The 26,931-nt window shown below is 36.7% G+C and carries 22 protein-coding genes; 14 read left to right on the forward strand and 8 right to left on the reverse strand.

Features of this window, described 5'->3' with window-relative positions:
* Positions 1-23: 23 nt before the first annotated feature.
* From BK054_RS05855 to BK054_RS05870, 4 genes are all read left to right on the forward strand, one after another.
* Positions 24-2,339 carry a transglycosylase domain-containing protein gene (locus BK054_RS05855; RefSeq protein WP_006257825.1) on the forward strand — a complete coding sequence of 772 codons (2,316 nt, stop codon included), beginning with the start codon at positions 24-26 and terminating at the stop codon, positions 2,337-2,339.
* Between the two features lie 69 nt (positions 2,340-2,408).
* A complete protein-coding gene (locus tag BK054_RS05860) occupies positions 2,409-3,110 on the forward strand; it encodes a CoA transferase subunit A (protein ID WP_006257824.1) in 702 nt (233 codons plus the stop codon).
* A 20-nt stretch (positions 3,111-3,130) separates the two neighbouring features.
* Positions 3,131-3,784, forward strand: a complete 654-nt coding sequence (locus BK054_RS05865; protein WP_006257823.1) for a CoA transferase subunit B — start codon at positions 3,131-3,133, stop codon at positions 3,782-3,784.
* A gap of 111 nt (positions 3,785-3,895) precedes the next feature.
* Positions 3,896-4,987, forward strand: coding sequence for an AI-2E family transporter (locus tag BK054_RS05870; protein WP_071307058.1), 1,092 nt, complete (start codon positions 3,896-3,898; stop codon positions 4,985-4,987).
* Positions 4,988-5,040: 53 nt separating this feature from the next.
* On the opposite strand, the gene BK054_RS05875 is transcribed toward BK054_RS05870, so the two are convergent.
* Positions 5,041-5,880, reverse strand: a complete 840-nt coding sequence (locus BK054_RS05875) for a universal stress protein (protein ID WP_006257821.1) — start codon at positions 5,878-5,880, stop codon at positions 5,041-5,043.
* Positions 5,881-6,022: 142 nt separating this feature from the next.
* Complete coding sequence (locus BK054_RS05880) at positions 6,023-6,814, reverse strand: NAD-dependent epimerase/dehydratase family protein (protein WP_006266070.1); 792 nt, start codon at positions 6,812-6,814, stop codon at positions 6,023-6,025.
* Positions 6,815-6,912: 98 nt separating this feature from the next.
* Between BK054_RS05880 and BK054_RS05885 the strand changes: the two genes are divergently transcribed.
* Positions 6,913-8,184 carry an ectonucleotide pyrophosphatase/phosphodiesterase gene (locus tag BK054_RS05885; protein ID WP_006257819.1) on the forward strand — a complete coding sequence of 424 codons (1,272 nt, stop codon included), beginning with the start codon at positions 6,913-6,915 and terminating at the stop codon, positions 8,182-8,184.
* An 84-nt stretch (positions 8,185-8,268) separates the two neighbouring features.
* Here BK054_RS05885 and BK054_RS05890 read toward each other — a convergent pair whose 3' ends face one another.
* The 5 genes from BK054_RS05890 to BK054_RS05910 form a co-directional block, all read right to left on the reverse strand.
* Positions 8,269-9,063, reverse strand: coding sequence for a porin family protein (locus BK054_RS05890; RefSeq protein ID WP_006257818.1), 795 nt, complete (start codon positions 9,061-9,063; stop codon positions 8,269-8,271).
* 28 nt (positions 9,064-9,091) lie between these two features.
* Entirely contained in the window at positions 9,092-10,231 is a 1,140-nt protein-coding gene (locus tag BK054_RS05895; protein WP_006257817.1) for a PCMD domain-containing protein, read from the reverse strand.
* Positions 10,232-10,549: 318 nt separating this feature from the next.
* On the reverse strand, positions 10,550-11,338 hold the full coding sequence (locus tag BK054_RS05900; RefSeq protein WP_071307059.1) for a porin family protein: 789 nt from the start codon (positions 11,336-11,338) through the stop codon (positions 10,550-10,552).
* 1 nt (position 11,339) lies between these two features.
* On the reverse strand, positions 11,340-12,434 hold the full coding sequence (locus tag BK054_RS05905) for a PCMD domain-containing protein (RefSeq protein ID WP_071307060.1): 1,095 nt from the start codon (positions 12,432-12,434) through the stop codon (positions 11,340-11,342).
* A gap of 254 nt (positions 12,435-12,688) precedes the next feature.
* On the reverse strand, positions 12,689-14,215 hold the full coding sequence (locus BK054_RS05910; RefSeq protein ID WP_071307061.1) for a bifunctional GNAT family N-acetyltransferase/carbon-nitrogen hydrolase family protein: 1,527 nt from the start codon (positions 14,213-14,215) through the stop codon (positions 12,689-12,691).
* 162 nt (positions 14,216-14,377) lie between these two features.
* Between BK054_RS05910 and BK054_RS05915 the strand changes: the two genes are divergently transcribed.
* The 9 genes from BK054_RS05915 to BK054_RS05955 all read left to right on the forward strand — a co-directional run bounded on the left by BK054_RS05915 (position 14,378) and on the right by BK054_RS05955 (position 26,047).
* Positions 14,378-14,713, forward strand: a complete 336-nt coding sequence (locus BK054_RS05915) for a single-stranded DNA-binding protein (RefSeq protein ID WP_006262518.1) — start codon at positions 14,378-14,380, stop codon at positions 14,711-14,713.
* A gap of 170 nt (positions 14,714-14,883) precedes the next feature.
* Positions 14,884-15,603 carry a response regulator transcription factor gene (locus BK054_RS05920; RefSeq protein ID WP_071307062.1) on the forward strand — a complete coding sequence of 240 codons (720 nt, stop codon included), beginning with the start codon at positions 14,884-14,886 and terminating at the stop codon, positions 15,601-15,603.
* The gene (locus tag BK054_RS05925) at positions 15,593-16,951 is read left to right on the forward strand and encodes a sensor histidine kinase (protein WP_071307063.1); all 1,359 of its coding nucleotides are present in this window, start codon (positions 15,593-15,595) and stop codon (positions 16,949-16,951) included. Before BK054_RS05920 ends, BK054_RS05925 begins: the two co-directional genes overlap by 11 nt.
* Before the next feature lie 494 nt (positions 16,952-17,445).
* A complete protein-coding gene (locus BK054_RS05930) occupies positions 17,446-18,141 on the forward strand; it encodes an MgtC/SapB family protein (RefSeq protein ID WP_006257810.1) in 696 nt (231 codons plus the stop codon).
* Between the two features lie 21 nt (positions 18,142-18,162).
* Positions 18,163-19,560, forward strand: coding sequence for a magnesium transporter (gene mgtE / locus BK054_RS05935; RefSeq protein WP_071307064.1), 1,398 nt, complete (start codon positions 18,163-18,165; stop codon positions 19,558-19,560).
* Positions 19,561-19,774: 214 nt separating this feature from the next.
* On the forward strand, positions 19,775-20,893 hold the full coding sequence (locus BK054_RS05940) for an efflux RND transporter periplasmic adaptor subunit (RefSeq protein ID WP_006257808.1): 1,119 nt from the start codon (positions 19,775-19,777) through the stop codon (positions 20,891-20,893).
* A gap of 17 nt (positions 20,894-20,910) precedes the next feature.
* A complete protein-coding gene (locus BK054_RS05945) occupies positions 20,911-24,021 on the forward strand; it encodes an efflux RND transporter permease subunit (protein WP_006257807.1) in 3,111 nt (1,036 codons plus the stop codon).
* A gap of 8 nt (positions 24,022-24,029) precedes the next feature.
* Positions 24,030-25,325, forward strand: a complete 1,296-nt coding sequence (locus BK054_RS05950) for a TolC family protein (RefSeq protein WP_006257806.1) — start codon at positions 24,030-24,032, stop codon at positions 25,323-25,325.
* Positions 25,326-25,336: 11 nt separating this feature from the next.
* Positions 25,337-26,047: an outer membrane beta-barrel protein gene (locus tag BK054_RS05955; protein WP_006262525.1), complete on the forward strand. Its 711-nt coding sequence runs from the start codon at positions 25,337-25,339 to the stop codon at positions 26,045-26,047.
* Between the two features lie 66 nt (positions 26,048-26,113).
* Here BK054_RS05955 and BK054_RS05960 read toward each other — a convergent pair whose 3' ends face one another.
* Positions 26,114-26,806 (reverse strand): HAD family hydrolase, encoded by a 693-nt coding sequence (locus tag BK054_RS05960; RefSeq protein ID WP_071307065.1) that lies wholly within the window; start codon positions 26,804-26,806, stop codon positions 26,114-26,116.
* Between the last annotated feature and the right edge of the window lie 125 nt (positions 26,807-26,931).

Genomic DNA, 26,931 nt, shown 5'->3' on the forward strand with positions numbered 1-26,931 from the left:
GATTTATAAGTATTATAGACTTTATGAGTTCAAGTAAAAACAAAAGAGGGGATAAGAAGCAACCAAAGAGTTTGCGAGGTTATTTAAAAGCGTTTTGGATTCTATTCTTAGGAATGGTTGCCGCAGTTATTTTCTTTTTCTTATGCGCATCATGGGGAGTTTTTGGGCCGATGCCAACCTTCGATGAGTTAGAGAACCCTGCTAGCAATGTAGCGACTGAGATTATCTCTTCAGACGGTAAAACGATAGGTAAATTTTATTTAGAAAATCGTGTACCTGTTAAGTATGAAGATTTACCAGAGTATTTAGTTAATGCATTAATAGCCACAGAAGATGAGCGCTTTAAAGAGCATTCTGGTATAGATGCTCGTGGTACACTTAGAGCAATTACTTCTGTGGGAAGTAGTGGTGGAGCTAGTACCATCACACAGCAGTTAGCTAAATTATTGTTTCACGGAGAAGGGTCAAGAAGTTTGCCTAAGCGTATTACTCAAAAGGCAAAAGAATGGGTTATCGCTGTGAAACTAGAAAGACAGTATACAAAAGAAGAGATTCTTACGATGTATTTAAATAAAGCTGATTTTGTTAATAATGCAGTAGGTATTCGCTCTGCTACTCGTATCTATATGGGTAAAGAGCCTAAAGATCTTACTATAGATGAGGCTGCTATGTTCGTAGGAATGTTACAAAATCCTGCTTATTTTAATCCTGTTCGTAGACCTGAGTTAGTACATAAAAGACGTAATGTAGTGTTGCACCAGATGGCTCGTAATGGCTTTATTTCAAAAGAAGAAAGTGTAAAACTACAAGAGTTACCACTGGCATTAAACTTTACTCCAGAAAGTCATAGAGAAGGTATCGCTACTTATTTCCGTGAGTATTTACGTGATTATATGCGCCGTTGGGTAAAAGAGAATCCTAAAAAAGACGGTACTACTTATGATATTTATCGCGATGGATTAAAGATATATGTATCTATAGATTCGCGTATGCAAAAGTATGGTGAAGAAGCTGTAGAAGCACATATTGCTAACTTACAAGAAGAGTTTTTTATAGATCAGAAGAATAATAAGATGGCTCCATTTTATAAAATTAACCAACAAGAGGTTGATAATATTATGATGAGAGCAATGAAGACTTCTGAGCGTTGGAGACAGATGAAGGAGCAAGGTAAATCTGAAAGTGATATCATCAAATCATTTGATGTGAAAACAGAGATGAGAATCTTCTCTTGGAAAGGAGAAAGAGATACTGTTATGACTCCAAAGGACTCTATCCGTTATTATAAACATTTCTTACAAGCGGGTATGATGGCAATGGAGCCTCAGACAGGACATATTAAAGCATGGGTAGGAGGTATAAATTACAAACACTTCCAGTATGATCACGTAGGACAAGGAGCGAGACAAGTAGGTTCTACATTTAAACCATTTGTATATGCTACTGCTATAGAGCAATTGCATTATTCTCCATGTGACTCTATTATAGATTCACCATTCACTATGCCTAAAGGTAGATATGGTATCTCTAGAGACTGGAGTCCTCAGAACTCAAACCGTTCATATAGAGGTATTATGACCTTGAAACAAGCTTTAGCTGGGTCGGTAAATACTATAACAGCTAAGTTGATGGATAAAGTAGGGCCTAAGGCTGTTGTGAATATGTGTAGAGATTTAGGTATCTCAGGAGATATTCCACAAAGTCCAGCGATTGCATTAGGAGCTGTTGATATTACTGTTAGTGATATGGTGGCAGCTTATAGTACATTTGCGAATCAAGGTATCTATGTGAAGCCTATTTTTATTACACGCATAGCTGATAAGAATGGAGTTATTTTATTCAATGCTATACCTGAGACAAAGGATGTAGTGAGTAAGGATGTAGCTTATGCTATCATTAAGTTGTTAGAAGGGGTTACTGAGTCAGGATCAGGGGTAAGATTACGTACTACTTGGCAAGGTGCAGGTTATAAACGTGTAACAGGTCACCCTTATAAGTTTACTAACCCTATTGCAGGTAAAACAGGAACGAGTCAGAACAATAGTGATGGTTGGTTTATCGGTATGGTACCAAATTTAGCAACAGGAGTATGGGTTGGTAACGATGATAGAGCAGCTCACTTTAGAACGATGACTTATGGACAAGGAGCAACATTAGCATTACCTATTTGGGGTATATTCATGAATAAGTGTTATGCTGATAAGAGTTTAGAGGTAGCTAAGTCAGGCTTCCCTGTACCAGAACACCTATCTATACGAGTAGATTGTACGAAAATTGTTCAACCAGAAACGGATGATGTTTCTGAAGGAGCTTTAGATACAGAAGAATTTGATTTTTAATAATAGAAACGCCTTTTTTTAAAGGCGTTTTTTTTTGTATTTTAGGAACATATTACTAAACCAAATATTATGATCAATAAAAAGGTAGCTAATGTTCAAGAAGCTTTAGCAGATATACAGAATGACATGACTATCATGTTAGGAGGATTTGGCCTTTGTGGTATTCCTGAGAATAGCATAGCCGAATTGGTAAAGAAGAACGTAAGTGGTCTAACGTGCATTTCTAATAATGCAGGTGTAGATAATTTCGGCTTAGGATTGTTATTACAGAAGCGTCAGATAAAGAAGATGATCTCTTCTTATGTAGGAGAGAATGCTGAGTTTGAACGCCAGATGTTATCTGGAGAGTTAGAAGTAGAGCTTACTCCACAGGGTACCTTAGCAGAGAAGTGTAGAGCTGCTCAGATGGGGATCCCTGGTTTTTATACTCCAGCAGGGTATGGTACTGAGGTAGCAGAGGGTAAAGAGGTAAGAGAGTTTAAAGGTAAACCACATATATTAGAATTAGCCTTTGACGCTGATTTTGCCATCGTAAAAGCATGGAAAGGTGATGAGGCAGGTAATTTAGTTTTTAAAGGAACAGCGCGTAATTTTAATGCTTGTATGGCTGGAGCTGCTAAGATAACTGTAGCAGAAGTGGAAGAATTAGTTCCTGCAGGACAATTAGATCCGAATGAAATACATGTACCTGGGATATTCGTTAAGCGTATTTTTCAAGGAGAACAGTATGAGAAGAGAATTGAGCAACGCACAGTTCGTTCAAAGAATTAATCACCTTTTAAACTTAAGTTATGTTAGATAAAGTAGGAATTGCAAAACGTATAGCAAAAGAAGTTAAAGATGGCTTCTATGTAAATTTAGGAATAGGTATACCAACATTAGTGGCAAACTATGTGCCTGAAGGTATGAATGTTGAGTTTCAGAGTGAGAACGGTATATTAGGTATGGGGCCTTTTCCATATGAAGGTGAGGAGGACCCGGATTTAATTAATGCAGGTAAACAAACGATTACGAGTTTACCAGGGGCGTCTTTTTTTGATTCGGCAACTAGCTTTGGGATGATACGTGGACAACATGTAGATTTAACTATTCTAGGAGCTATGGAAGTATCAGAGCAAGGAGACATTGCGAACTGGAAGATTCCTGGGAAGATGGTAAAAGGTATGGGAGGAGCTATGGATTTAGTAGCTTCTGCAGAGAATATCATTGTGGCGATGATGCATGTGAATAAGGCTGGAGAGTCTAAGATATTAAAAGAATGTACATTACCCTTAACAGGTGTGAAGTGTGTTAAAAAGATAGTTACAGAGTTAGCTGTTATGGAAGTAACAGATCAAGGTATTAAGCTATTAGAAAGAGCACCAGGAGTATCTGTAGAAGACATTATAAAGGCTACTGAGGTTACTTTAATCATTGAGGGAGATATTCCTGAAATGACAATATAAAAATTAAATAGAAGAGCTCTAAGAGCTCTTTTTTTATTTAAGCTTCTTTATTTCTGAATGTATATATGTTGATTAAGTCTGTAATTGTTTATTTTTATATAAAAAATGTACATGAATAAGTTTGTCCAATTCCCTTTGTATCTAAAGATAACCTGTGTTTTACTTAGCTTGGTTGTATTTAGTTATATCGCTATTTTACTTGAGAACATATTTGTACCTATGTTTTTAGGTGTATTGGTAGCTTCTTTATTAGTTCCTTTTAGTGAGTTTTTAGAGAAGAAATTTAGATTTTCTCGTGGTATTGCTTCTATAGTAGTTGTAGTCTTAGCTTTGCTTATTTTGAGTAGTGTTCTATTGCTGATAGGAATGCAATTAACACACTTACAAGATGATTGGCCAGCATTCCAACAGCAGTTGTTAGAAGGAGTCTCTAATATCCAAGAATGGGTGTATAGTAAGTTTGGTATTGCGAAGGAGAATCAAATGAATTACTTAGAATCAGCTGCATCTAATTCACTAAAGACAGGTACAGATATATTAGGAGCCGCTATGAGTTCTTTGTCTACTTTATTAATGTTTCTTGTATTCACGTTCTTATATTCAGTATTCCTATTGATCTATAGGGGACATTTGGTACGCTTTGTATTAATGTTATTTCACAGTGATCACAAGGATAAAGTGTTAGATACGATACATGCGATTCAGAATATGGTGAAGAAGTATTTAGTAGGGTTGATGTTACAGATGATGATCGTTACTACATTAGCATTTATAGCGTTTTTAATACTAGATATTAAGTATTCGTTTATGCTAGCATTGATTACGGGAGTATTGAATGTATTACCTTATATCGGTATTCTAATCGCTTTAGTTATTACTATTTTAGTGACATTTGCGTCAGCTTCTGGAGCCAAGGTGTTATTTGTGTTAATAGTCTTTGTTGTTATCCATGCTATTGATGGTAATATTGTGATGCCTAAAATAGTTGGTTCTAAAGTTAAAGTCAATTCTTTGGCCGTGATAGTAGGACTTATTTTAGGAGAGATGGCATGGGGAATATCAGGTATGTTATTAGCCATACCTACTTTAGCAATAATGAAGATTATATGTGATCGCGTAGATAGTTTAAGACCTTGGGGGTATTTATTAGGAGAAGAGACTTATCCCGAAAAGATAAACATAGAAGAAGAAAATAAAGAGTAAGTATAAAAGTAAAGAGGTTAGCCATTGGCTAACCTCTTTACTTTTAAAGCGATTTACTTCTTAGATTTATACACAAAGAAAGGAACTTTTAAGCGTTTAGCTAAGTGCTGTGTAACGCTCTTAGATAAGATATTCTCTATAAAAGTTTTGTTTCTTTTAATCGTTGCTACTAGATCTACAGGTTCATGTTCTATAAAGTCAAGTAGTGTCTTCTCTATATTTTCTGCATTGAATATATGGAAGCTGACAGGAGCATCTTTATACTTCTCTTTCCATTTATTATATATCTCTTCGCATGAGACACACCCTTTTGATTTAACATGAACTATTTTTAAATGTGCTTTATTGGCTTCAACACCTTTAATAAGGTCATCAAGCGTAGCTTCCTCTTCTTGTTCAAAGCGAGAAGTAAAGATGATATTATTTAGATCTCTAAAATGAGCTTCTTTAGGAATACTTAATACAGGTATATCTACCTTTGTAATTGTATTGATAGTATTAGATCCTAATAGTTTTTTGTGAAAACTAGCATTCGCTCCATCAGTACCCATTACTAGAAAGTCAATGTGATTTTCTTCAATAGCATTCAGTATTTCAGGGATTAGTAATCCCTCTTTTACTTTAAAGAATACAGGTACATGTTCTAAGTTTAGCTCACGTCTTGTTTCGATAAGTGCAGGGCTATTCGCATGTAATTGTTCCAGTTTCTCAAAATCGTTTTTCTTAATAACATTTTCCACTAGATGTGGACTGATACCACCCGATATAATAGGAGGATCATAGACATGTAATACATAGAGCTCAGCCTCTCTATAGTTAGCTAACTGCAGTGCATATTTAAAAGCATTGTTTGCAGTCTCTGAATAATCAGTTGGAAATAATATCTTTTTCATAATAGAAGACTTTCTTGTAGCATACAAGATACTAAAAAAAATGATGGTAAATTATTTTTATAACAATAGAATTAATGATACATTTCTATTGATTAACTAGAAAAATCTAGAACATATATTTGAATAATTGCTTTTTTTTTATCTAAAATTTATACGATAAATCAGTAGCCATAGCGATTTTATTTCCACTGATTTTCTTGTAAAAAGCGCTATTATTCTCTCCTATAGGAGGTAAAGTTAGACTGTGTTTAGTCGCCTCTTGTGTGTAATAATCTAACCTGTTTTTATACTTAGGCGATACGATATTGTAGATATGGTTACCTGTGAATCCTTTTTCTATAATGGCAGTAGATAGCGTGATAATATCATTAAGATGAATCATATTAATAGGCAACTCAGGGTTCTCTAATATATTTCTTCGAACGATGTAGTCTACTGGTCTTCTTTCTTCACTGAATAATCCACCTAAGCGTAAGATACAAGTGTTGATTCCATCTTCATTTAATAGTACATCTTCAGCTTCTCTAATCTGTACTGCTGTAGGTTCATTTGAGAATAGTTGATTGTCTTCTGTGATCTCTTCGTTTTGTGGAGCATATACAGATACAGAACTCATCATGATAACATTCTTGATATTGTGTTTACGAATATAAGGAAGTAACTTTTTAAAGTTCTCAGCATACGTTGGTTGAGGCTCATCTCTAATAGGAGGGATAGTAATGATAAGAAGTTCAGCATTGCCAATGAATGAATCTAAAAACTGAACATTATCTTCATATAGATTAATGTGGTAAGGTTTGATCTGATGTTCCTCTAAGATATTCATTTTAGCTAGAGTAGTAGTCGAGCCCTTGACGTGATATCCTTTTTCTATTAAATTTTCGGCCAATGGTGTGCCTAACCATCCACTACCGAGTATGCTTATATGTTTCATATTAAGTGGTGTAATTTTTAAAATAGTTATAAAAATAGGAATTTACTTTGTAAGGATAAATTTATCTACGGATATTTGGTCAAGAAAAACAAAACAACATGAAGAAAATACTATTCCCCTTATTAACTTTCGGGTTGTGTTTGACAATGTCTAGCACTGTTTCTGCTCAAGAAGTACAAAAACAAATCGTAGTAGAAAATCGAGTTAACGATAGTAAACAAGTAGATAAACCTTATGTTATCTTGATCTCTATTGATGGTTTCCGTTACGATTATATCGAGAAGTTTGGAACGAAGTTTTTAGAGAAGTTTGGAAAAGAAGGTGTGAGAGCAGAGTCTATGCAACCATCTTATCCATCAGTTACTTTCCCTAACCATTATACGATAGCGACAGGACTATATCCTTCACACCATGGTTTAGTTGGTAATAATATGTATGATCCAAAGATAGAGGAGAGATATTCTCTTAGAAATGCTAAAGCTGTACACGACCCTGCTTGGTATGGAGGTACACCATTATGGGTATTAGCAGAGCAACAAGGAATGTTGAGTGCATGTTACTATTGGCCTGGATCTGAAGCACCTATTAAAGGGACTTTACCATCATATTACTATGCTTACTCTGAGAAGTTTGATATGGATGGACGTATTAATGAAGTAGTGAATTGGTTGACATTACCAGAAGAGAAAAGACCTCACTTCATTACCTTCTATTTACCAGAAGTAGATCATGCAGGTCATGGATTCGGACCAGATGCAGAAGAGACAAAAGAAGCAGTTCACTATGCTGACCAATCTATAGAGAAACTTGTAGCAGCAGTAGATAAGTTAAACTTACCTGTGAACTATGTGATTGTCTCTGATCACGGAATGCTAGCACTTGACCAAGAAACGCTATTGAGCTTTCCTTTAAAGTTAAAAGGAGATGAGATGAAACTAGCGAGTAATGGTACTTATATAAGTGCTTTTATCAATGATAAGACTCAGATAGACAAGTACTATAAGAAGATTAAAAAAGCGAGTAACCCTAAACACATGAAAGTGTATAAAACAGAAGATCTACCTAAAGAGTTTCATTTTAGCAAAGAGCATGATCGCTTTGGTAGAATAGGGGATATCGTGGTAACAGCGGAAGCTCCATACTATTTCACTAACAGAAAATTAGCAGGAAGTCATGGTTTTGACCCAAACTCTGTTAAGGAGATGCATGCTATTTTCTTAGCTAAAGGTCCACAGTTTCAATCAGGGAAGACAATAGGAACATTTGAGAACATCGATGTATATCCTGTTATCGCTAAGATATTAGGTTTAGAGATTACAGAAGAAATAGACGGTACAGATAAAGTAGCTAAAGAAGTATTAGTAAAATAGTCAGAATAATCTATTCTATTGAAATAAGAAAAGGCTTGTAGAAAACTCTACAAGCCTTTTTATTTGTGTTTTAAGACACTTCAATTAGAATTGGTATCCAAACCCTAAGTTTAAGTATATATTGTGCATAGAGAATGATATAGCGTCAAAATCGCTATTTAATACTCCATTAAATCCATAAGATAACTCTCCTAGTAAAAAGAAGTGATTATTCATCTTCCATTCAGCACCTACTTGAGTACCCCATTGGAATTTACGTACTTCATCAGAGAAGTCATAAGGAGCACTGCTATCATCCTCGAAAGTTAATTTAATACCATTAGGGTCAGTTTGTCTTAGATGACCATTCGATACATATCCATCAAATGTTTTGTCTATTAAAGCTGAGAAATATAGCCCTCCATAGATATTCCAGTTATCATTGATAGAATACACCACATTTACAGGTACGGTTAGATAAGTGTTTCTCACCTTCGTTTTTACATCTCCAGTGAAGTAACCTCTTACTTTAGAGTTGTCTTGTATAATCTCTGTTAAGTAACCTTTTACATTTGCCTTCGTTGTCATTCCTTTTCCTTCAAAGCGCAGACCTAAACGAACTCCCCACTGTTTGTCATCAGTTAACCATTTCGTAGCATTAGCTTCTAATCCTAACTGTAATCCTGGGTTGTAACTATTGATTTTTCGTATTTCTCTTGGAAGACCTAGAGGAGAAGAACCACCGATACTAAAATGTGCTCTTATCTGGTAATCCATATTTTCTGTAAAGAACTTTTCAAAAGAATTTTTGTCTGATGCTTTTGATTCTTCTTGATTTTGTGCAGAAGTAGTAGTCAGTATTCCTAATGAGAATATTAACGTATATATTATTTTTTTCATTGTCTCTTAATTATGTATTGTACTAATATTACTTATCGAAGTCTAATTCAACTTCATCAATTTGTAGAGTACTACCAACAGCTCCATTGAAGATATCTCCTTCCACACTTGCAGAGAATACGATAGCAATCATATAGTTAGCCTTCGGATCAAAAGTTTTCCCCTCTACCATTTGGAATGGGATTTCAAATTTTGTCCATTCATCAGTTTCAACTCTGTTCTTATCGTCTAATCTTGCGATAGCAACCATCCTAGGATCTAAGAATTTGTGGTCACCTGCTAAGAATTCTTTTTTAGGATTATCTCCTTTTTCAAAGATAATAGCATATGCATCCCATGCATCTTTAGTTAGTGCAGATCCTTCTTTGCTTGTGATTGTAAAGTCTTTTCCAGCTTTATATTTATAGTATCCTTTTAATGTTTTAGGCATATTAATTCCTGTACTATAAGGAATACCAAATCTTGTAGATTTAATAGCTGGGAATGTAAAATTAAAAGTACCTAAGTATAAGTTCCCTGCTGCGATAGGAGACCCCATCATACTACCAAGAGGTCCAGTACTTCTAGTTACCATTTTTACTCCTTTACCTTTGTATCCATCATTAATAGAGAAAGTCGGGTATACTGCTGGCGATAGCTCTTGATCGTCTTCTAGTAATGTTTCTGCTAGCATATTATAGCCTTGGTTACCACTAGCCCAGTCGTATTTTGTCATACCATCAGGAAGTACCTCGAAGAATTCGTGGTATTGTCCTTCTGGCCCTTCAGTCACTTCTGTGTGTACATTCTCAAAATCATAATGTGTAATAAACGTATTTGTCAAGAAACTTACATTGTATGCTTTTTTCCATTTACCATCTTGTGATGTAATAACGTACTGTACTGGACCTTTAGAGAAGTTTTGTTTTGACCCATTTTCAGGAGTGATAGTTGCTCCGTCCGATAATTTAAATAGCGGTGCAAACTCTCTTTCGTCTACGTCAGGAAGAAGTCTAAAGAACACATTATTATTAGTAATTGTTGGAGTAGTAAGTAAGAACTTATTTGCATCTTCAATTGTTGCAGAAGTAATGTCTGATTCCATTGTGTCTGCCTCATCTTTTATACAAGAAGAGAACGTGATCCCTATGGTTGTTAATAGGGCGAATAATAAGTAGTTTATTCTCATAAGTATTGTATTATTTATGTTATATAAAATTATTGCTTGCTATTTAATGATAACTTAATGTTTAATTAACTGTCAAATAACAAACGAACATACAAAGATAAGGATTATCACTCTAATAGTCGTTTCCTTTAAATACGTTAAAGATATGAGGACAACTTCTTGTTTTGATATTATTGTAAGTGATTCGGTTTTTTGTACTCTTAAAGTTTGCCTATTCATTGAGAAAATGAAAAACACTGTGAGAATGTTTCAAATGGTTTTTAAATAATAAAGGTCAATCTATACGATTGACCTTCATAGTTTAATGTTTTTTTAACGTTAGAACGTATATCCAAAACCGAGATTTAAGTAAATATTATACATTTTAAAAGAGATAGCATCAAAGTCTTTTTTGAAGACACCATTCAGTCCCCAGTTTAGATCTGAGAATATGCGGAAATGTGTATTTAGCTTGTATTCACCTCCTACTTGTACTCCATATTGAAATCTGTTTAGATCCTCAGAGAAGTCATAGTCGCCTTTAGCATCTCCTTCGAATTCTACAGGTGTACCGATAGGTGTACCTTCTCTTAACACTCCATCATACACATATCCTGTAAAGTCCTTGTCTATTAAGCCTGATAGATACAGTCCTCCATAGGCATTCCAATTCTCAGATGCATTATAGGCTACTAATACAGGAAAGGTTATATAAGAGTTTTTCATCGTAGTCTTTACGTTTCCTGTGAAGTACCCTTTGGTTTGTTTTCCATCACCACCATCTATCTGAGTATAATAGTTCTTTACACGAGCATCTGTTTTCATACCTCTACCTTCCATGCGCAGCCCTGTACGGATTCCCCATTTGTGGTCATTGCTAAACCATTTAGTGACGTTTAACTCTAGTCCTAATTGCAGCGTAGGGTTATAGCTATTGATCTCTCGTATCTCAGCAGGCATACCAAGTGGAGTACTTCCTCCTATGCTGAATTGTCCTCTTAGTTGATATTCTATATTTTCTTTAAAGAAAGCTTTAAATCCTGTTGTGTCTTTAGTTTGAGCGAAAGACACTGTGTTTATTCCTATCAATAGGATTAAACAAATACTATATCTCTGTAGTAATCCCATCTTATTCCTTATTATCTTTTTCATAAACTAACTCTATCTCGTCTACTAGCAGTGTACTGCCTACTGCGCCCTTAAAGTCCGCTCCATCTATACTAGATGTCATCACGATAGCGAGTATATAATCTTTCTGTGGATCATAGGTCTTACCAGGTACTAGCACAAACGGGACATTAAACTCCGTCCACAAGTTTGTCTCTATTCTATCTTTAGCTTCTATTCTAGCGATAGCTACATTTCTAGGATCTTTAAAAGCGTGATCACCTGCTAGGAAGTTATTTTTCTTTTGTGTCTCAAATAAGATTGCATAGATATCAAAAGTGTCTTTGGCACCAGGTATCTCATTATAGTTGCTGTCTGTCACAATCTTACCAGCAGTGTATTTAAACGAACCTCTTAGACTACTAGGTAGCTCACCTGTGTAGGGTAGTCCAAACTTGGTAGATTTAATAGGAAACAGAGGGTTGAGTTTAAAAGTACCTAGGAATAAGTTACCTGCAGCTATAGGGTTACCTGCTATCTGTCCCGTTTTAGAAGTATAGACCGTCTGCATCTTTACAGCTAGCCCACCTCTTCTACCAGGTGCTATCGTAGTAGGGTATCCTTCTGGAGGAGTGTTTCCTGCTACAGTAGAGTATCCCTCATTACCACTATCCCAGTCGTATATTTTATCCCCATTAGAGCCTATTTCGTAGAATCTATAGTATCTGTTTTTATTTGTAAGTTCTGCATTGTTAAAGGTGTATAATGTACTTAGCTCATCACTCGTGAAGCTAATGATATACTTCTTTTTCCAACTTTGACCTTGTGCTGTTACGATGACTTCCTGACTATTTCTGAAGTCCCTTGTTGTTCCATTAGGAGGATCCATAGTAGCATTAGGCGAGATGATAAAGAAAGGAGTTTGTTTTTCTAAATCAACATTCGCTTTTACCCTAAACTCTACTGACGTATTCGTGATGATAGGATCTGTCTTTAGATACTCAGTAGGAATATAAGCCTCCAGTATATCTGCATTCGTATCTAATTCCTCGTCTTTTATACAAGAAGAGATGATTAATGGAGTTAATAGGAGCAAAGCTTTAATGTATTGTTTCATATAAGTCTTTTTTATTGGGATAACAATATTCTTGCCACAGTTAGTTTTAGTATGATGTCTTCTTCATTTAGATACCCTATATCCTCCGTCATAATCGAGATAAAAATAAAAATATTGTTCTGATTTTTTATCTAAAAGATGATTTTTTAGTTAGTATTTATACCTGTTTTAATGTGATGATTATTAGGTTTTTGCATAATAAAAAAAGGGATGACCATTCAGATCATCCCTTAGTTAGTATATATTGGATTGTATTATTTCAGAGCTCTAGTTTGATATAGATCCGTGCGTCTATCTTTTTTGATACGTACACTACCGTGCTCGTGTAGTTCTTTCAGTAAGTCTACATCCACATCTACGATAAGTGTCATCTCTGTATTAGGTGTTGCTTCTGCTTTCACCCCATTTGTAGGGAAGGCAAAGTCAGATGGAGTAAGTACAGCTGCCTGAGCGAACTGAATATCCATATTATTCACCTTTGGTAGGTTACCCACACATCCAGCTATTGCTACATAACATTCGTTCTCGATCGCTCTAGCAGCAGCACAGTTTCTCACACGAGTATATCCATTCTGCGTATCTGTAAGGAATGGAACGAATAAGATATCCATCCCTTGATCTGCTAGTAATCTAGACAATTCTGGGAATTCCACATCATAGCATATCATGATACCGATCTTACCACAGTCTGTATCGAAGGTCTGTATCTTAGATCCTCCTCTCATACCCCAGTAGTGTACTTCGTTAGGAGTGATATGGATCTTAGAATACATCTCGTATGTACCATCTCGCTTACATAAGAATCCTACGTTATATAAGATACCATCTACTAAGTACGGCATACTTCCTGTGATGATATTGATATTATAAGAGATAGCGAACTCCTGAAACTTCTTGCGTATAGAGTCAGTATATCTCGCTAATTCACGTATTGCATCTGCTTCTGATAAGTGGTTATAGTCAGCCATAAGTGGCGCTGTAAACAACTCTGGGAACATAGCGAAGTCACTCTCATAATCAGATACCGCATTGATAAAGAATTCTGCCTGATCGAAGAACTCTTGTAGATCGTTTAGCGGTCTCATCTGCCACTGTATTAGTCCTAGTCTGATCACACTTTTTTTAGCATTGATCAGCTGTACATCTTTCTCATAGTAGATATTATTCCACTCTAGAAGTACTGCATATTCCTTAGAACTCGTGTCTCCCTCTAAGTAATTGCGCATTAGGCGTACCATGTGGAAGTCGTTAGCCATCTGGAATGACATCACAGGATCGTGTATTTCTTTTGTTTTTACTTTTTCTAGATATTGCTTAGGTGTTAGCTCATCAGCATATTTAGAATATTTAGGGATACGGCCTGCGAATACGATAGACTTCAGATTTAACTGTTCACACATTTCTTTACGTGCATCATATAACCTTCTTCCTAATCTTAGTCCTCTATACTTAGGATGGATGAATACGTCTATTCCATATAGTACATTTCCTTCCGGATTATGCGTGCTAAAGGTAGAATACCCTGTAATCTGCTCATAGGTATGAGCAGCCATTGCCTGTTTTTCATCAATAATAAGTGACAAAGCTGACCCTACTACAACACCATCTACTAAAACGACAAGCTGTCCTTCTGGAAAGACTTCTAATAATTGTTCGATTTCATCTTTGTTCCAGTACGAATCTTCTAGCCCTTGGTATGATTCGAGCATTGATTTTTTTAGCTCTAAATAATCGTCAATTAATAAATTTCTTAATTCTACTTTATTGATAGTAGTCTCCATAATGAATTTTTTTGTTTGCAATTTACGAATAAAAGAAAACAAAGTAAATGAGAAGTTTGGTTAAATATTCAAATAAGTGTTAAAAAACGGGGCTTTTTTTGATATTGTTTCTATTGAACAAAGCTATATGTAATAAAATATTAACCATTAAAAAAAACAGTTATGAGTTCAATAAAAAACAAAGTGCAATTAATTGGCAGGGTTGGACAAGACCCAGAAGTGAAAATGTATGAATCGAATAAAAAGCGTGCTACCTTCTCACTTGCGATAAACGATGTGTATTATAACGATGCAGGAGAGCGAGTAGAATCTTGTAATTGGCATAATATTACGGTCTGGGGGAAGCTAGCCGACATTGTTGAAAAGTTTGTTAATAAAGGAAAAGAAATTGCTGTCGAAGGTAAGTTAGTTAATCGTAGCTTTGAAGATAAAGATGGTAATCAGCGCTATGTTACCGAAATTGCTGTTTCAGAATTAGTTTTTCTAGGCAGTAAGTAAAGTTTTATTATTTCTGTTGTCGCTCAATATTCGCAAGAACTTTGAGCGACTTTTTTTGGTGTTAATCCTTTGTAGACAATATGTAGAGTGGGATTTAGCAACTATTTAGTACAGTGTTATTTAACTTTATAATTAAAGTCTTACATCTCATTTTTTAAAAAAGCCTTACCTTGCTACAGTATAATTTAAGTAGTAATACAGTGGATAAAATATTAGTTATCGAAGATGATATTCGCGTAGCAGAATTACTTCAGCGCAGTCTAGAGGAACAAAACTTTGAAGTAGATGTAGCTTATGACGGATACTTAGGGAAGAAACTTGCCTTGCAGAAACCGTATGCACTAATCATAACAGACGTAATCTTACCAAAGATCAATGGTATCGATCTGTGTAAGGAGATAAAGGCTACCTTACCTCATATCCCTATCATTATGCTTACAGCACTAGGAACTACAGATGATAAGGTAGAGGGATTCGATGCAGGGGCAGATGACTATTTAGTCAAGCCATTTGAGCTAAGAGAACTTTACGTACGTATACGTGCATTGCTTAAGCGCTTCGAACATATACAGTCTACTGACGCTCATCTTTTAAAATATGCAGATTTAGAATTAGACCTAAACGAAAAGGTATTTAAGAGAAACGGACAAGAGATACATCTGACTCCTAAAGAGTTTAACCTACTGCAGTATATGATGGAGAATCCTGAGCGTGTACTATCTAGAACAGAGATTTCTGAGAAAGTATGGGATACACACTTCGATACAGGAACTAACTTTATCGATGTGTATATCAACTATCTGCGCAAAAAGATAGAAATAGACCCTTCTAAGAAAGTGATTCATACCAAATCTGGTATGGGATTTATACTAAAGAGTAATGAGAATTAAGACTAGACTTACCTTATTGTTTACCTTATTAGTGGCATCTATATTATTAGTATTTGCTGTAGTAGTGTATTGGTCATCGTCTAAGAATAGGGAAGTGGAGTTCTTTGAAGAGTTAGAGAAGGAAGCCATCACTAAGGCTAAGCTATATCTAGAGACAGAGGTAAAGTCATCTACACTACATAAGATATACAGATATAATAATGAAGTCATCAATGAGGTACAGGTAGCTGTATATGACTTTGACTTTAATCTATTATACCACGATGCAGAAGAAATCGATAGTGTCAAGGAGACTAAAGAGATGATCGATCAGATCGCTTCACAAGGACGTGTACACCTATTCCAAGATGACTGGCAGGTGATTGGTATAGTGTATAACAGTGGAGGTCAGGACTATGTAATCACAGCCATCGCTCTAGATCAGTACGGATATACGAAGCTGCACAATCTTTTTCTGACGATACTCGTGTTGAGCATTGTGTCCTTGATTGTTATTTTCTTTGTGGGAAGCTTCTTTGCAGAGCGTGTTCTACGTCCATTGAAGCTAATGAATGAAGAGATTAATAATATCACGGCTACTAATCTAGATTTGCGAGTGAGTACTGAGGCTAATCAGGATGAGCTGAGTCGATTAGGAAATACATTTAATACGATGCTAGACCGACTAGAACAGTCTTTTGATTCGCAGAAGCAGTTCGTGTCGAATATCTCACATGAGCTACGCACTCCATTAGCAGCAGTGATAGCAGAGTTAGAGTTATCACTTTCTAAAGAACAAGACACCGCTAGCTATATCAGAACAATAGAGAACGCTTTATCAGATGCGAAGAAATTGGTACGATTATCAAATAGTTTACTAGACTTTGCGAAGGCGAGTTATGATCCTACCGAGATTGTATTCAAGCCTACTAGAATAGATGAGGTAATATTAGATGCCTGTCAGAAGATACAGAGGGGAAATGCTGGATATACCTTCAGCTTTATGATAGACGAAGAGATAGACAGCGAAGAGCTAGTGACAGTACGAGCAAACCCTTACTTACTAGAAGTAGCGATTATTAACTTGCTCGAGAATGCGTGTAAGTACTCCGATAATCATCACGGTAGGGTGAGTATTTCTAATCTGAATAATGCTGTAGTGATCAAGATAGCAGATGAAGGATTAGGGATGAGTGCTGAGGATCTAGACGGGATCTTTAAGCCATTCTTTAGAGGTGAGAACGGAAAACACCTAGACGGAAATGGTATCGGACTCTCATTGACCAAGAAAGTTATTGACTTACATAAAGGTACTATTACAGTCACTTCAGAGATAAATAAAGGTACAGAGTTTACGATAACCTTATAGTACAACCATATAATAGTAGAAAGCACTCCTAGTAGGGGTGCTTTTTTTTGTGGTGTTGTTTCTTCTTATGATTAGCTATTAGAGGTTGTTCTGATCTTGTTGAATGTCTTTTTTGTGCTTTTTCGATAGGGGTGGTCGGCATGTGGTCGGCTAGTGATGGGCATTTGGTCGGCTTATAAGTACCAAAAATAGCCTATCACTAGCCTATCATACTTTTATCACTAGGGGAGCAAGTGAACTTAAAACGAAATAATGTCAAGCAGGGTGATGATTTAATCGCTTTTGGAACACTATATGTGGGTATTCTAATAGGATTCTAATTTTTTTCTAAAAGCTTTCTAATAGCCTCTAGGTGGGGTAATACCTACTTTTGCCAAGTCAAAAAAAATAAGAGATGGAAACAGAATCCACATTAGTTAAACGGAAATGTTAAATCTTCTTTCTGAATATGCATGATAACAATGTAGCTCAGAAAGAGCAAAAAAATAGTTATCATGTTAATTACAGTATTTATAGGAAGATTAGCTCTTGCTTTTATTTTAGGAGCTCTTATCGGGGCAGAGAGACAAGTGAGACAAAAAAGTGCGGGTCTAAGAACCAATACGCTAGTGAGTATCGGTGCAGCAGGCTTTGTGTTGATGGCGTATACCATCGGAGATATGGCTGTGGGTAGAGTAGCCTCTTATGTAGTAAGTGGTATCGGATTCTTAGGAGCTGGAGTGATTATGAAAGACGGATTCAGTATCCGTGGACTGAACACTGCTGCTACGATCTGGTGTTCGGCTTCAGTAGGGTCTATGTGTGCAGTAGGCTTATGGATGGAAGCGATAGCGATGACAGTATTGATTTTATTAGCACATATTTCGCTTAGACCTATTGGTAATATGATTAATAAACTCTCTTTTGAGAGTGAGACAGATTCGGCTGAGGTTCATTACGAGATTATCGTAGGATGTAAAGAGCAAGTAGAGAATCATATCAGAGTAATGGTGTTAGAGAATCTACGTGCTCAGAAAGACCTTCAGCTACGTTCATTAAAAAGTACAGATAATGGCAATCCTGCTTTTTCTTACCTGAAGTTTGAGATACTATGTATCGGTAAGAAAGATGATATTCTAGAGCAGATCACGAGTAAAGTGTCTTTAGAATATGGAGTATCAGAAGTGACATGGGAATTGACAGCGTATTAATCTATTAAAAACTGAGGTATTATGAGAATGCATAACAGAGATTTAAAAAATCTACAGAAGATAGCAACTGATATGAACAGTATGGAGAAGATAACGATGATGCTGCCTGTGATCAAGAAGATGCCTATTATCGACATCAGCGAGCTACTGAGTAGAGTGGCTAATGATGATTTGGTTCTTGTGTTTAATGAGTTTACAATAGCAGAGCAAGGGGAGATTTTTGCAGAGTTTCCGTTGGTGAAGCAGTTAGGATTCTTTCAGAGAGTGAGTAAGAAGCTATTCGCTAGGATATTCGAAGAGATGCCATCAGACGCTAGAGCAGATCTGTTTCAGCTGATGACACAGCAGGAGCAGGTAGACTTACTGCCTTATCTGACGAAGAATATACGTGAGAATGTGCTAGCACTTAGTTCGTATCCTGCGCATACAGCGGGTGGAATTATGATTACAGATTTCGCTACAGTGTCTAAAGACATGACGTGCTTCGAAGCGATACAACAAGTGCGCAAAGACTCTCCTTCTAAAAAGACGATATACTATGTATATGTAGTGAATGAGGATAAGACTTTAGTAGGCTTTATTACTTTAAAAGATTTGATCATAGCTGAGCCTGATGTATTAGTTAAGGACGAATTACATACAGAGTTTGTATTTGGTTTTTTAAGTGATAGCAGTGAGTCAGTAGCGAAGAAAATAGATAAGTATCAGCTAGTAGCCTTGCCGATACTAAACGATAAGAAACAGCTAGTAGGAATAGTGACACATGATGAGGCACTAGATGTGATACAAGCAGAACATACAGAAGATATGGAACGCTTCATGGGAATCATTGGTACGAATGAGGAGTTTGATTATAATCAGACGAGTATATTCAATCATTTTAAGAAGAGAGTGTTTTGGCTAGTGACACTAGCAGTAATCGGGATAGGAGCAGGGATGATCATCTACAGTTATGAAGCGACATTAATGCAGCTGATGATTCTAGCCTTATACATGCCGATGATAGCCTCTACAGGAGGTAATGCAGGGAGTCAATCTGCGACAGTAGTGATCAGATCACTGGCACTAGGGCAGATTACAGTAAAGTCATGGCTAAAGGTATTGTGGAAAGAGCTAAGGATAGCACTGATGTTATCTTGTTTTCTTGGTTTAGTCGCTTTTGGTATCGTAGTGTTTCTAAACTGGGGGACAGAGATTCCGACAGGTTATACCCTAGCGTCCATAGGAGGAGTGATCGCGTTAGCCCTGTCGCTACAGGTGATTACCTCTACGATAATAGGAGCTTTGTTACCGATGTTGGTTCGCAGGTTTAATGGAGACCCTGCAGTAGCAGCTAGCCCAGCTATCACTACGATCGTAGATATATCGGGGTTACTGATTTACTTCAGTATAGCAGCTCATTTTTTTAACCTAAAGTAGCATGATTATTGTAGAATATACTTAACATAAATTATATAAAAAGGAATGCAAAAATTACGCTCTCGATGCGATCTGTCAGCAGAAGGATAATAAAAATTCATAAAATGCTTCGTTATTTAATATGGAATCTCCGTATTATGAAGTAACTTTAAAGTGTTTTTAAGATAAAAACTTAGTAAAATAATAAATAAGGTATTAATTAAAAATAAACATAATGGCTAAAACATTAAAACTAGCAGGTATTTTAGGAGTTAGCATATTATTGAGCTATTGTTCTGAGAAGAAGGAGCAGGCAGCAGATAGTGCTCAGTTTACAGTAGAAAATAAGATTATCACTCTAACTGAAACTTCAAATCTAAAAGACAGAATAAAAACAAGTAAGGTATCAGAAGAAGACTTTACTTTCGATCTAGTTACTGCTGGGGTAGTGAAAGCTATTCCCAACCATTATGCAGAAATAGCATCTCCTTTCTCAGGGAGAATAGTCAAATCATTTATCAAACTTGGGCAAAAAGTGAGTGAGAATACTCCTTTATTTGAAGTGTCTTCACCTGACTATTTTGAGGCTCAAAAGGATTACTTCGATTCAAAACAAGAGTTTAAACAAGCAGCTCTAAACCTTAAAAGACAAGAAGACTTACTGAACAACGGTGTTGGGGTAAGACAGGAGTTCGAAGAGGCAGAGACAGAATACTCTATCGCTAAGGCGGCTTATGATAACGCTCGTGCAGCATTAAAGATATATAGTGTAGATGCTAGCTCACTAGTACTAGGACAGGCATTGACAGTGCGCTCTCCTATAGCTGGAGAGGTCTTAGAGAACAACCTAGTGATAGGACAGTTCATTAACGATGAGGCTGACCCAGTAGTGAAGATCGCTTCACTAGGTAAAATATGGATAGTAGGTAAAGTGAAAGAAAAAGATATCAATCACTTAGCTAAACTAAACAAAGTACAAGTGGAACTTGCAGCATATCCTGATGCTCCACTATCGGGTACTATCTATCATATCAATGAGATCGTGGATGAGGAGACTAGAAGTATAGATGTACTGATAGAAGTGGATAATGAGAAGAGAATTCTAAAACCGGGTATGTATGTGAGTGTTCGTTTTATCGATCAACCAGAACCAGTAATCTTAGTGCCTTCTAGAGCAGTCTTACAAGGTGAAGATAACTCATTCGTATTCGTGAAGGTAGGAGAGAATAAGTATGCTAAGAAGAGCATCGTGATCGGAGGAGTGTCTGGAGATAAGACCGTTATCCTATCAGGATTAGACAAACAAGATGAGGTAGTAAGTGAAGGAGGAATCTACTTGCCACAAGCTATTTAATAATAAACAATAATACAATGAAGAAAGGTATAATAGATACAGCTATTCACAAAAGATGGCTTGTAGCAGCGTTGTTTGCTTTGCTGTGTATATTTGGATATTATTCTTGGAAACAATTATCAATAGAAGCTTATCCAGATATAGCAGATACTACTTCTCAGGTAGTAACACAAGTGCCAGGGCTGGCAGCAGAAGAGATAGAATTACAGATTACCATTCCGATAGAGCGCGCTCTTAATGGTATGCCTGGAATGCACGTGATGCGTAGTAACAGTACATTCGGACTGTCTATGATCACGATAGTATTCGCTGATGGAGTAGATGACTACTTCGCTCGTCAACGAATCCAAGAGCGATTAAACGATGTAGAGTTGCCTTATGATGCGACTCCTGAGTTAGATCCGCTGACATCGCCTATCGGTGAGGTATATAGATATATTATAGAGGGAGATGGATATAGTCTTAGAGAATTAACGGATTTACAAAACTTCGTGATTATCCCTAAGCTTAATCAAGTGCCTGGTGTAGCTGAGGTAACTAACTTCGGTGGAATCACTACTCAGTTTCAAATCGAATTAGATCCACATAAATTAGAACAATATGGTCTATCGCTAAGCGATGTGACAGAGACGATAGAAGAGAATAACGTCAATGCAGGAGGAAGTGTTCTAACGAGAGGAGACCTTGGGTATGTGGTGAGAGGTATCGGGTTGATTAAAGATTTAGAGGATTTAGGTAAAATCGTTGTTAAGGCAGAAGATGGTATACCTGTATTCTTAAACGATTTAGGCCGCTTAAAATATGGAAATGTAGAGCGCAAAGGTATTCTTGGTTTTACAGATAGAGAAAGAGATTATTCTGATAGTATCGAGGGGATTGTACTGTTATTAAAACACGAAAACCCATCTGTAGTATTAGATAAGATACACCAATATGTAGATGAACTGAACAATGGTTTACTGCCAGAAGGTGTTAGAATACATACTTTCTTAGATCGTACAGATTTAGTAGATACGACATTACATACTGTGTCTACTACGCTAATCGAAGGAATTAGTTTAGTAGTGATTGTATTGATTGTATTCTTAGGAAGTTGGAGAGGAGCGCTATTAGTAGCGATTACAATCCCTGTATCTCTGTTGTTTGCATTTATCATGATGCACTTCACAGATATACCTGCTAACTTACTTTCGTTAGGAGCAATAGACTTCGGTATTATAGTGGATGGTGCCATCGTGATGATGGAGTCCATACTGAAGAAGAGGGAGGACAATCCGGAAGAAGAACTAAAAGAGAAGTCTATAGCACAGCGTACTAAAGAGGTGGCTAAGCCTATCTTCTTCGCAACAATCATTATTATCACAGCATACTTACCATTATTCGCTTTTGAACGTGTAGAGAAGAAGTTGTTTACACCGATGGCGTTTACAGTAGGATATGCCTTGATAGGTGCGTTATTAGTAGCCTTGATTTTGATTCCAGGTCTTGCGTATGCGGTGTATAGAAAACCGAGAAAGATCTATCACAATAAGTGGTTAGAGAAACTAACGAATGTATATCACAATAGAATTATCAAGATTGTAAATAAGCCAAAGCAAGTATTCGTACCGTTATTAGTTGTTTTAGCGATTACAATAGGATTGTCAATGAAGGTAGGTAAAGATTTCTTACCTCCATTAGATGAAGGTTCTATCTGGCTTCAAGTAACCTTACCTCCTGGTATCTCACTAGAGAAATCAAAAGAGATGAGTGATACACTACGTGCTAGAACAATGAAGTATGATGAGGTAACGTATATCATGGTACAGTCTGGGCGTAATGATGATGGAACAGACCCATTTACTCCATCACATTTCGAATGTTCGGTAGGTATCAAGCCTTATAAAGAATGGCCTCGTGGTAAGACTAAAGATGACTTAATCGAAGAGCTGGCAGCAGAGTATGAGTCATTACCTGGATTTACAGTTGGGTTCGCTCAGCCGATGATCGATGGGGTAATGGATAAGATATCTGGAGCGCATAGTGAATTGGTAGTGAAGGTATATGGAGAAGATTTTCACGAGACTAGACGTATAGCGAATGAGGTGTTAGGTACACTGCGTACGGTAGATGGAGCGGTAGATTTAGCGATAGATCAAGAGCCACCATTACCACAGCTACAGATCCATGCAAATAGAGATAAGATAGCTCAATATGGATTAAACGTATCTGATGTTGCAGAACTTATTGAGGTAGCTATAGGGGGTAAGGCTATATCACAGATATTCATCGGAAATAAGGTATATGATATCAGTGCTAGATATACTGAAGAGAGTAGAAATACACCAGAGAAGATCGCTAACTTAATGTTGACATCTAGTACAGGTGCTAAGATTCCGCTGTCTCAGGTAGCAGATGTTAAGACGAGTACAGGAGAGAGTACGATCACTCGTGAGATGAATAGACGTCACTTAACTGTAAAACTAAACGTGCGTAATAGAGACTTAGCGTCACTATTAAAAGAAGCGCAACAAAAGATAGAAAGCAATATCACGTATGATCACGAAAAGTTCCATATCGAATGGGGTGGACAGTTCGAGAATCAGAATAGAGCGTATAGCCGTCTGGCAGTAATTGTTCCTTTGACTTTGTGTTTAATGTTTGTATTACTATACGGAGCTTTTGGACAGTTTAGACAAGCTGGATTGCTGATGATCGTTGTACCGTTAGCTTTATTTGGAGGTATGTTAGCCTTAAACATTAGAGGTATGTCATTGAACGTATCTTCAGCAGTAGGATTTATTGCGTTGTTTGGAGTCGCGATACAGAATGGGGTGATTATGATCTCCCATATCAACGATCTCCGAAGAAGAGGTATAGCATTAAAAGAAGCGGTACTGACAGGTGCAGAAGAGCGTTTCAGACCTGTGTTGATGACGGCTACAGTGGCGGTATTAGGGTTATTCCCTGCTTCGTTAGCTACAGGTATCGGTTCGGATGTACAGAGACCTCTAGCTACTGTGATCGTTTATGGTCTATTATTCGCTACTGTTCTTACACTGTTTGTATTACCTGCCTTGTATTATATGGTAGAACGCAAATGGGGTAGTGATAGCGACTTCGTAAAAAGTGAAACAGACGAAAATTAGTATTAGGTATGAATGTTATTAGAAAATATATACTAGTAGGATTATTAGCATTGTTCTGTAATGAAGTTGTGGTAGCACAACTTCATACAGACAATGTAAGTGATAAGACAGCATTGACATATAAGGAGTATCTTCATAAGATGTCAATGAACAACTTAGGATATGCAGCAGCGAAGTATAATATAGATATTGCAGAAGCTGAGGTACAAGCAGCTAAGATGTTTCCAGACCCTGAGCTGAGCTTTGGTTGGTTTGATAATCAACAGAAGCGTATGCAGATGGGATATGGCTTTGAAGCAGAGTTATCATGGGATTTAGAATTAGGTGGTAAGCGCAAGGCAAGAAAGAATTTAGCTGCAGATCAGAAGACATTAGCAGAATTAGAGTTACAAGAGTTCTTCCAGACTATGCGTGCAGAGTCTACTATCTTATATTTAGAAGCCTTGCAGAATAAGATGTTGTTCGATATACAACGCGACTCTTATGAGTCTATGAAGCAAGTAGCTAAGTCTGATAGTATTCGTTATACATTAGGGCAGATCAGTAAAGTGGATGCTATCCAAAGTAACTTAGAAGCTAAAGGGATGTATAATGAGTTACAAGATGCAGATGACGCTTGGGAGAATAGCTTGATAGAGATCAGAAACGTGATCAGTAAACAGAGAAACGATACAATCTATTTGCCTCAGGGAGATTTCAACAAGTTTGATAGATTATTCTCTTTAGATGACTTGATTGTGACTGCTCAGAACAATAGAGCTGACTTCCTTGTCGCTAGACAGAATAAGGTGGTAGCGAGTAAGCAAGTCTCTTTAGCTAAAGCAGAACGTGCGATAGATTTAGGACTTAACTTCGGGGTAGAGAACAACTCTTTTGTGAAGAATGCTATTGCTCCTACACCTGGTAATACGGTGGTTAAAGCAGGTTTTTCTATTCCGCTGAAGTTCTCTAATAGAAAAGAATCAGGATTAAAAACTGCATTATACGAGGAACGTCAAGCTCATCTAGAATATGACTTTATAGAGCTAGAGTTAGAGAAAGAGATTACTCAAGCATATCGTAACTATCTAACGAAACAAAAGCAGATCAATAGGTTTGAAAAAGGAATGTTAGAAGAGGCTAAACAGGTATACGAAGGGATCAAGTATAGCTATCAAAGAGGGGCGAGTAGCCTATTAGAAGTGTTGGATGCACAACGTACTTATAACGAAACACAACAGGCTTATGCAGAGACGCTATTTGGCTATGCATCTGCTCTAGTGGAGTTAGAGAACGCAGTGGGTATTTGGGATATTGATTTTTAAGAATGAGAGGTATGAAAAACTTATTACTAAGTGTATGCTCTGTGTTAGCAGTATCAGGTACAGCTATAGCACAAGATGTAAATCACGATTTAAAAGGGAATACTACTTTTAGTGTAAAAGGAGGTTGGATACAGTCTACGCTTAAAGGAGATGATCTAGAGTATTTAGCTATAGATGGTAAAGTGAGTAATCGCAATAACTTCTTCGTGGGAGTAAGTGTGGATAATAGTTTAGGAAAATATTTTGGGCTGAAACACGAGTTGTTTTATCAACAGTATGGTGGTCGCTTCGATAGAGAGACTGAAGATGGGGTAACACTAGATGCTAAATTGCAAATGCACAGTCTACGCCTTAATCCAATCAGTGCTGTGTTTAAAGTGGGAGGGCTACAAGTATACGCTGGACCTTATGTGAATATGTTATTATACTCTTCTATCACAGCAGTAGACGAAGAGGGGAATACATATAAAGATCACGGTATCTTCGGTAGTATAGAAGATGATCAAGAAGATGGACAGTATCTACAGAAGATGGACTACGGTATCGTAGTAGGTGCTGAGTACCAGTTTAACTGTGGGTTCTTAGTAGGAGCTAACTACAGTAGAGGGTTTGCCAGTATCTTCGATAACTCGAATACATTTGGGTTAGAAGAAAATCCTGGTGTGAAGGATCTAAAGATATATAATCAGAGTTTTAATGTATTCGTAGGATATAGATTCTAATCAAAGAATACATTGTTTATAGGTGTAAGTGAGAGGCTAGTTGATCATCAACTAGCCTCTTTTTATTTATAGTAGTATCTCTTTAATCTCTGATAGTTTTTTTATAGAAGTAAAGTTCGGATGTATTATTTCGTGATCGACATGCTCGTGTAACCATGTAGTATGGAAAGGGACGTGTACTGCGTGACCTCCTAATTCTAATACAGGAAGTACATCAGATCTTAGAGAATTACCTATCATAATAAACTCTTCAGGCTTGATATCTAAACGACCTAATAACTTCTGATAGTCTATTTCTTCTTTATCTGTCATGACTTCTATATGATGGAAGTATGCTCCTAAACCGGACTTGTGCAGTTTGCGGTGTTGGTCTTTTAAGTCACCTTTGGTTGCGACTACTAGTTTATACTTTCCTTGAAGCTCTTTTAGTACTTGTTCTACGTCATCTAATAGTTCCACAGGCTTGGTTAATAAATCCTTTCCTATAGCAATGACTCTACTGATTACTTTTGGGCTTACAGTCCCCTTTGAGATTATGTTAGCCGCTTCTACCATGGATAGGGTAAAGCCTTTTATTCCATATCCGTATAGAGGTAGGTTGTCTATTTGTGTTTTGAATAATATCTGTGAGATGCTTTGATGTGTTAGGTAATCTTCCATTAAGATACAGAATGCTTTCTCAGCTTCATTAAAGAAAGGTTCATTCACCCATAGGGTATCATCCGCATCGAAAGCAACAACTTTAAATGGTTTTGTCATGTTGTTTAGTTTTAGTTATGTAAAGGTAAGGGATAAAGGGATGAAATTAGGTGCTGAGAGTGTACTAAAGTATAAAATGTGTTGTAATTTTTATATGTTAAGGTTGTATTAACTTTATTTTAATA

The sequence above is a fragment of the Myroides sp. ZB35 genome (genome assembly GCF_001865835.1).
GTDB lineage: Bacteria > Bacteroidota > Bacteroidia > Flavobacteriales > Flavobacteriaceae > Flavobacterium > Flavobacterium odoratimimum.

What these genes read in the sequence shown, in the direction of transcription:
- BK054_RS05865 (WP_006257823.1), top strand. Translation starts at nt 3,131, where the DNA reads ATGTTAGATAAAGTAGGAATTGCAAAACGTATAGCAAAAGAAGTTAAA.
- BK054_RS05860 (WP_006257824.1), top strand. Translation starts at nt 2,409, where the DNA reads ATGATCAATAAAAAGGTAGCTAATGTTCAAGAAGCTTTAGCAGATATA.
- BK054_RS05890 (WP_006257818.1), bottom strand. Translation starts at nt 9,063, where the DNA reads ATGAAAAAAATAATATATACGTTAATATTCTCATTAGGAATACTGACT.
- mgtE (WP_071307064.1), top strand. Translation starts at nt 18,163, where the DNA reads ATGAGAATGCATAACAGAGATTTAAAAAATCTACAGAAGATAGCAACT.
- BK054_RS05945 (WP_006257807.1), top strand. Translation starts at nt 20,911, where the DNA reads ATGAAGAAAGGTATAATAGATACAGCTATTCACAAAAGATGGCTTGTA.
- BK054_RS05930 (WP_006257810.1), top strand. Translation starts at nt 17,446, where the DNA reads ATGTTAATTACAGTATTTATAGGAAGATTAGCTCTTGCTTTTATTTTA.
- BK054_RS05955 (WP_006262525.1), top strand. Translation starts at nt 25,337, where the DNA reads ATGAAAAACTTATTACTAAGTGTATGCTCTGTGTTAGCAGTATCAGGT.
- BK054_RS05905 (WP_071307060.1), bottom strand. Translation starts at nt 12,434, where the DNA reads ATGAAACAATACATTAAAGCTTTGCTCCTATTAACTCCATTAATCATC.
- BK054_RS05885 (WP_006257819.1), top strand. Translation starts at nt 6,913, where the DNA reads ATGAAGAAAATACTATTCCCCTTATTAACTTTCGGGTTGTGTTTGACA.
- BK054_RS05895 (WP_006257817.1), bottom strand. Translation starts at nt 10,231, where the DNA reads ATGAGAATAAACTACTTATTATTCGCCCTATTAACAACCATAGGGATC.
- BK054_RS05950 (WP_006257806.1), top strand. Translation starts at nt 24,030, where the DNA reads ATGAATGTTATTAGAAAATATATACTAGTAGGATTATTAGCATTGTTC.
- BK054_RS05900 (WP_071307059.1), bottom strand. Translation starts at nt 11,338, where the DNA reads ATGGGATTACTACAGAGATATAGTATTTGTTTAATCCTATTGATAGGA.
- BK054_RS05855 (WP_006257825.1), top strand. Translation starts at nt 24, where the DNA reads ATGAGTTCAAGTAAAAACAAAAGAGGGGATAAGAAGCAACCAAAGAGT.
- BK054_RS05910 (WP_071307061.1), bottom strand. Translation starts at nt 14,215, where the DNA reads ATGGAGACTACTATCAATAAAGTAGAATTAAGAAATTTATTAATTGAC.
- BK054_RS05870 (WP_071307058.1), top strand. Translation starts at nt 3,896, where the DNA reads ATGAATAAGTTTGTCCAATTCCCTTTGTATCTAAAGATAACCTGTGTT.
- BK054_RS05915 (WP_006262518.1), top strand. Translation starts at nt 14,378, where the DNA reads ATGAGTTCAATAAAAAACAAAGTGCAATTAATTGGCAGGGTTGGACAA.
- BK054_RS05940 (WP_006257808.1), top strand. Translation starts at nt 19,775, where the DNA reads ATGGCTAAAACATTAAAACTAGCAGGTATTTTAGGAGTTAGCATATTA.
- BK054_RS05925 (WP_071307063.1), top strand. Translation starts at nt 15,593, where the DNA reads ATGAGAATTAAGACTAGACTTACCTTATTGTTTACCTTATTAGTGGCA.
- BK054_RS05960 (WP_071307065.1), bottom strand. Translation starts at nt 26,806, where the DNA reads ATGACAAAACCATTTAAAGTTGTTGCTTTCGATGCGGATGATACCCTA.
- BK054_RS05880 (WP_006266070.1), bottom strand. Translation starts at nt 6,814, where the DNA reads ATGAAACATATAAGCATACTCGGTAGTGGATGGTTAGGCACACCATTG.
- BK054_RS05875 (WP_006257821.1), bottom strand. Translation starts at nt 5,880, where the DNA reads ATGAAAAAGATATTATTTCCAACTGATTATTCAGAGACTGCAAACAAT.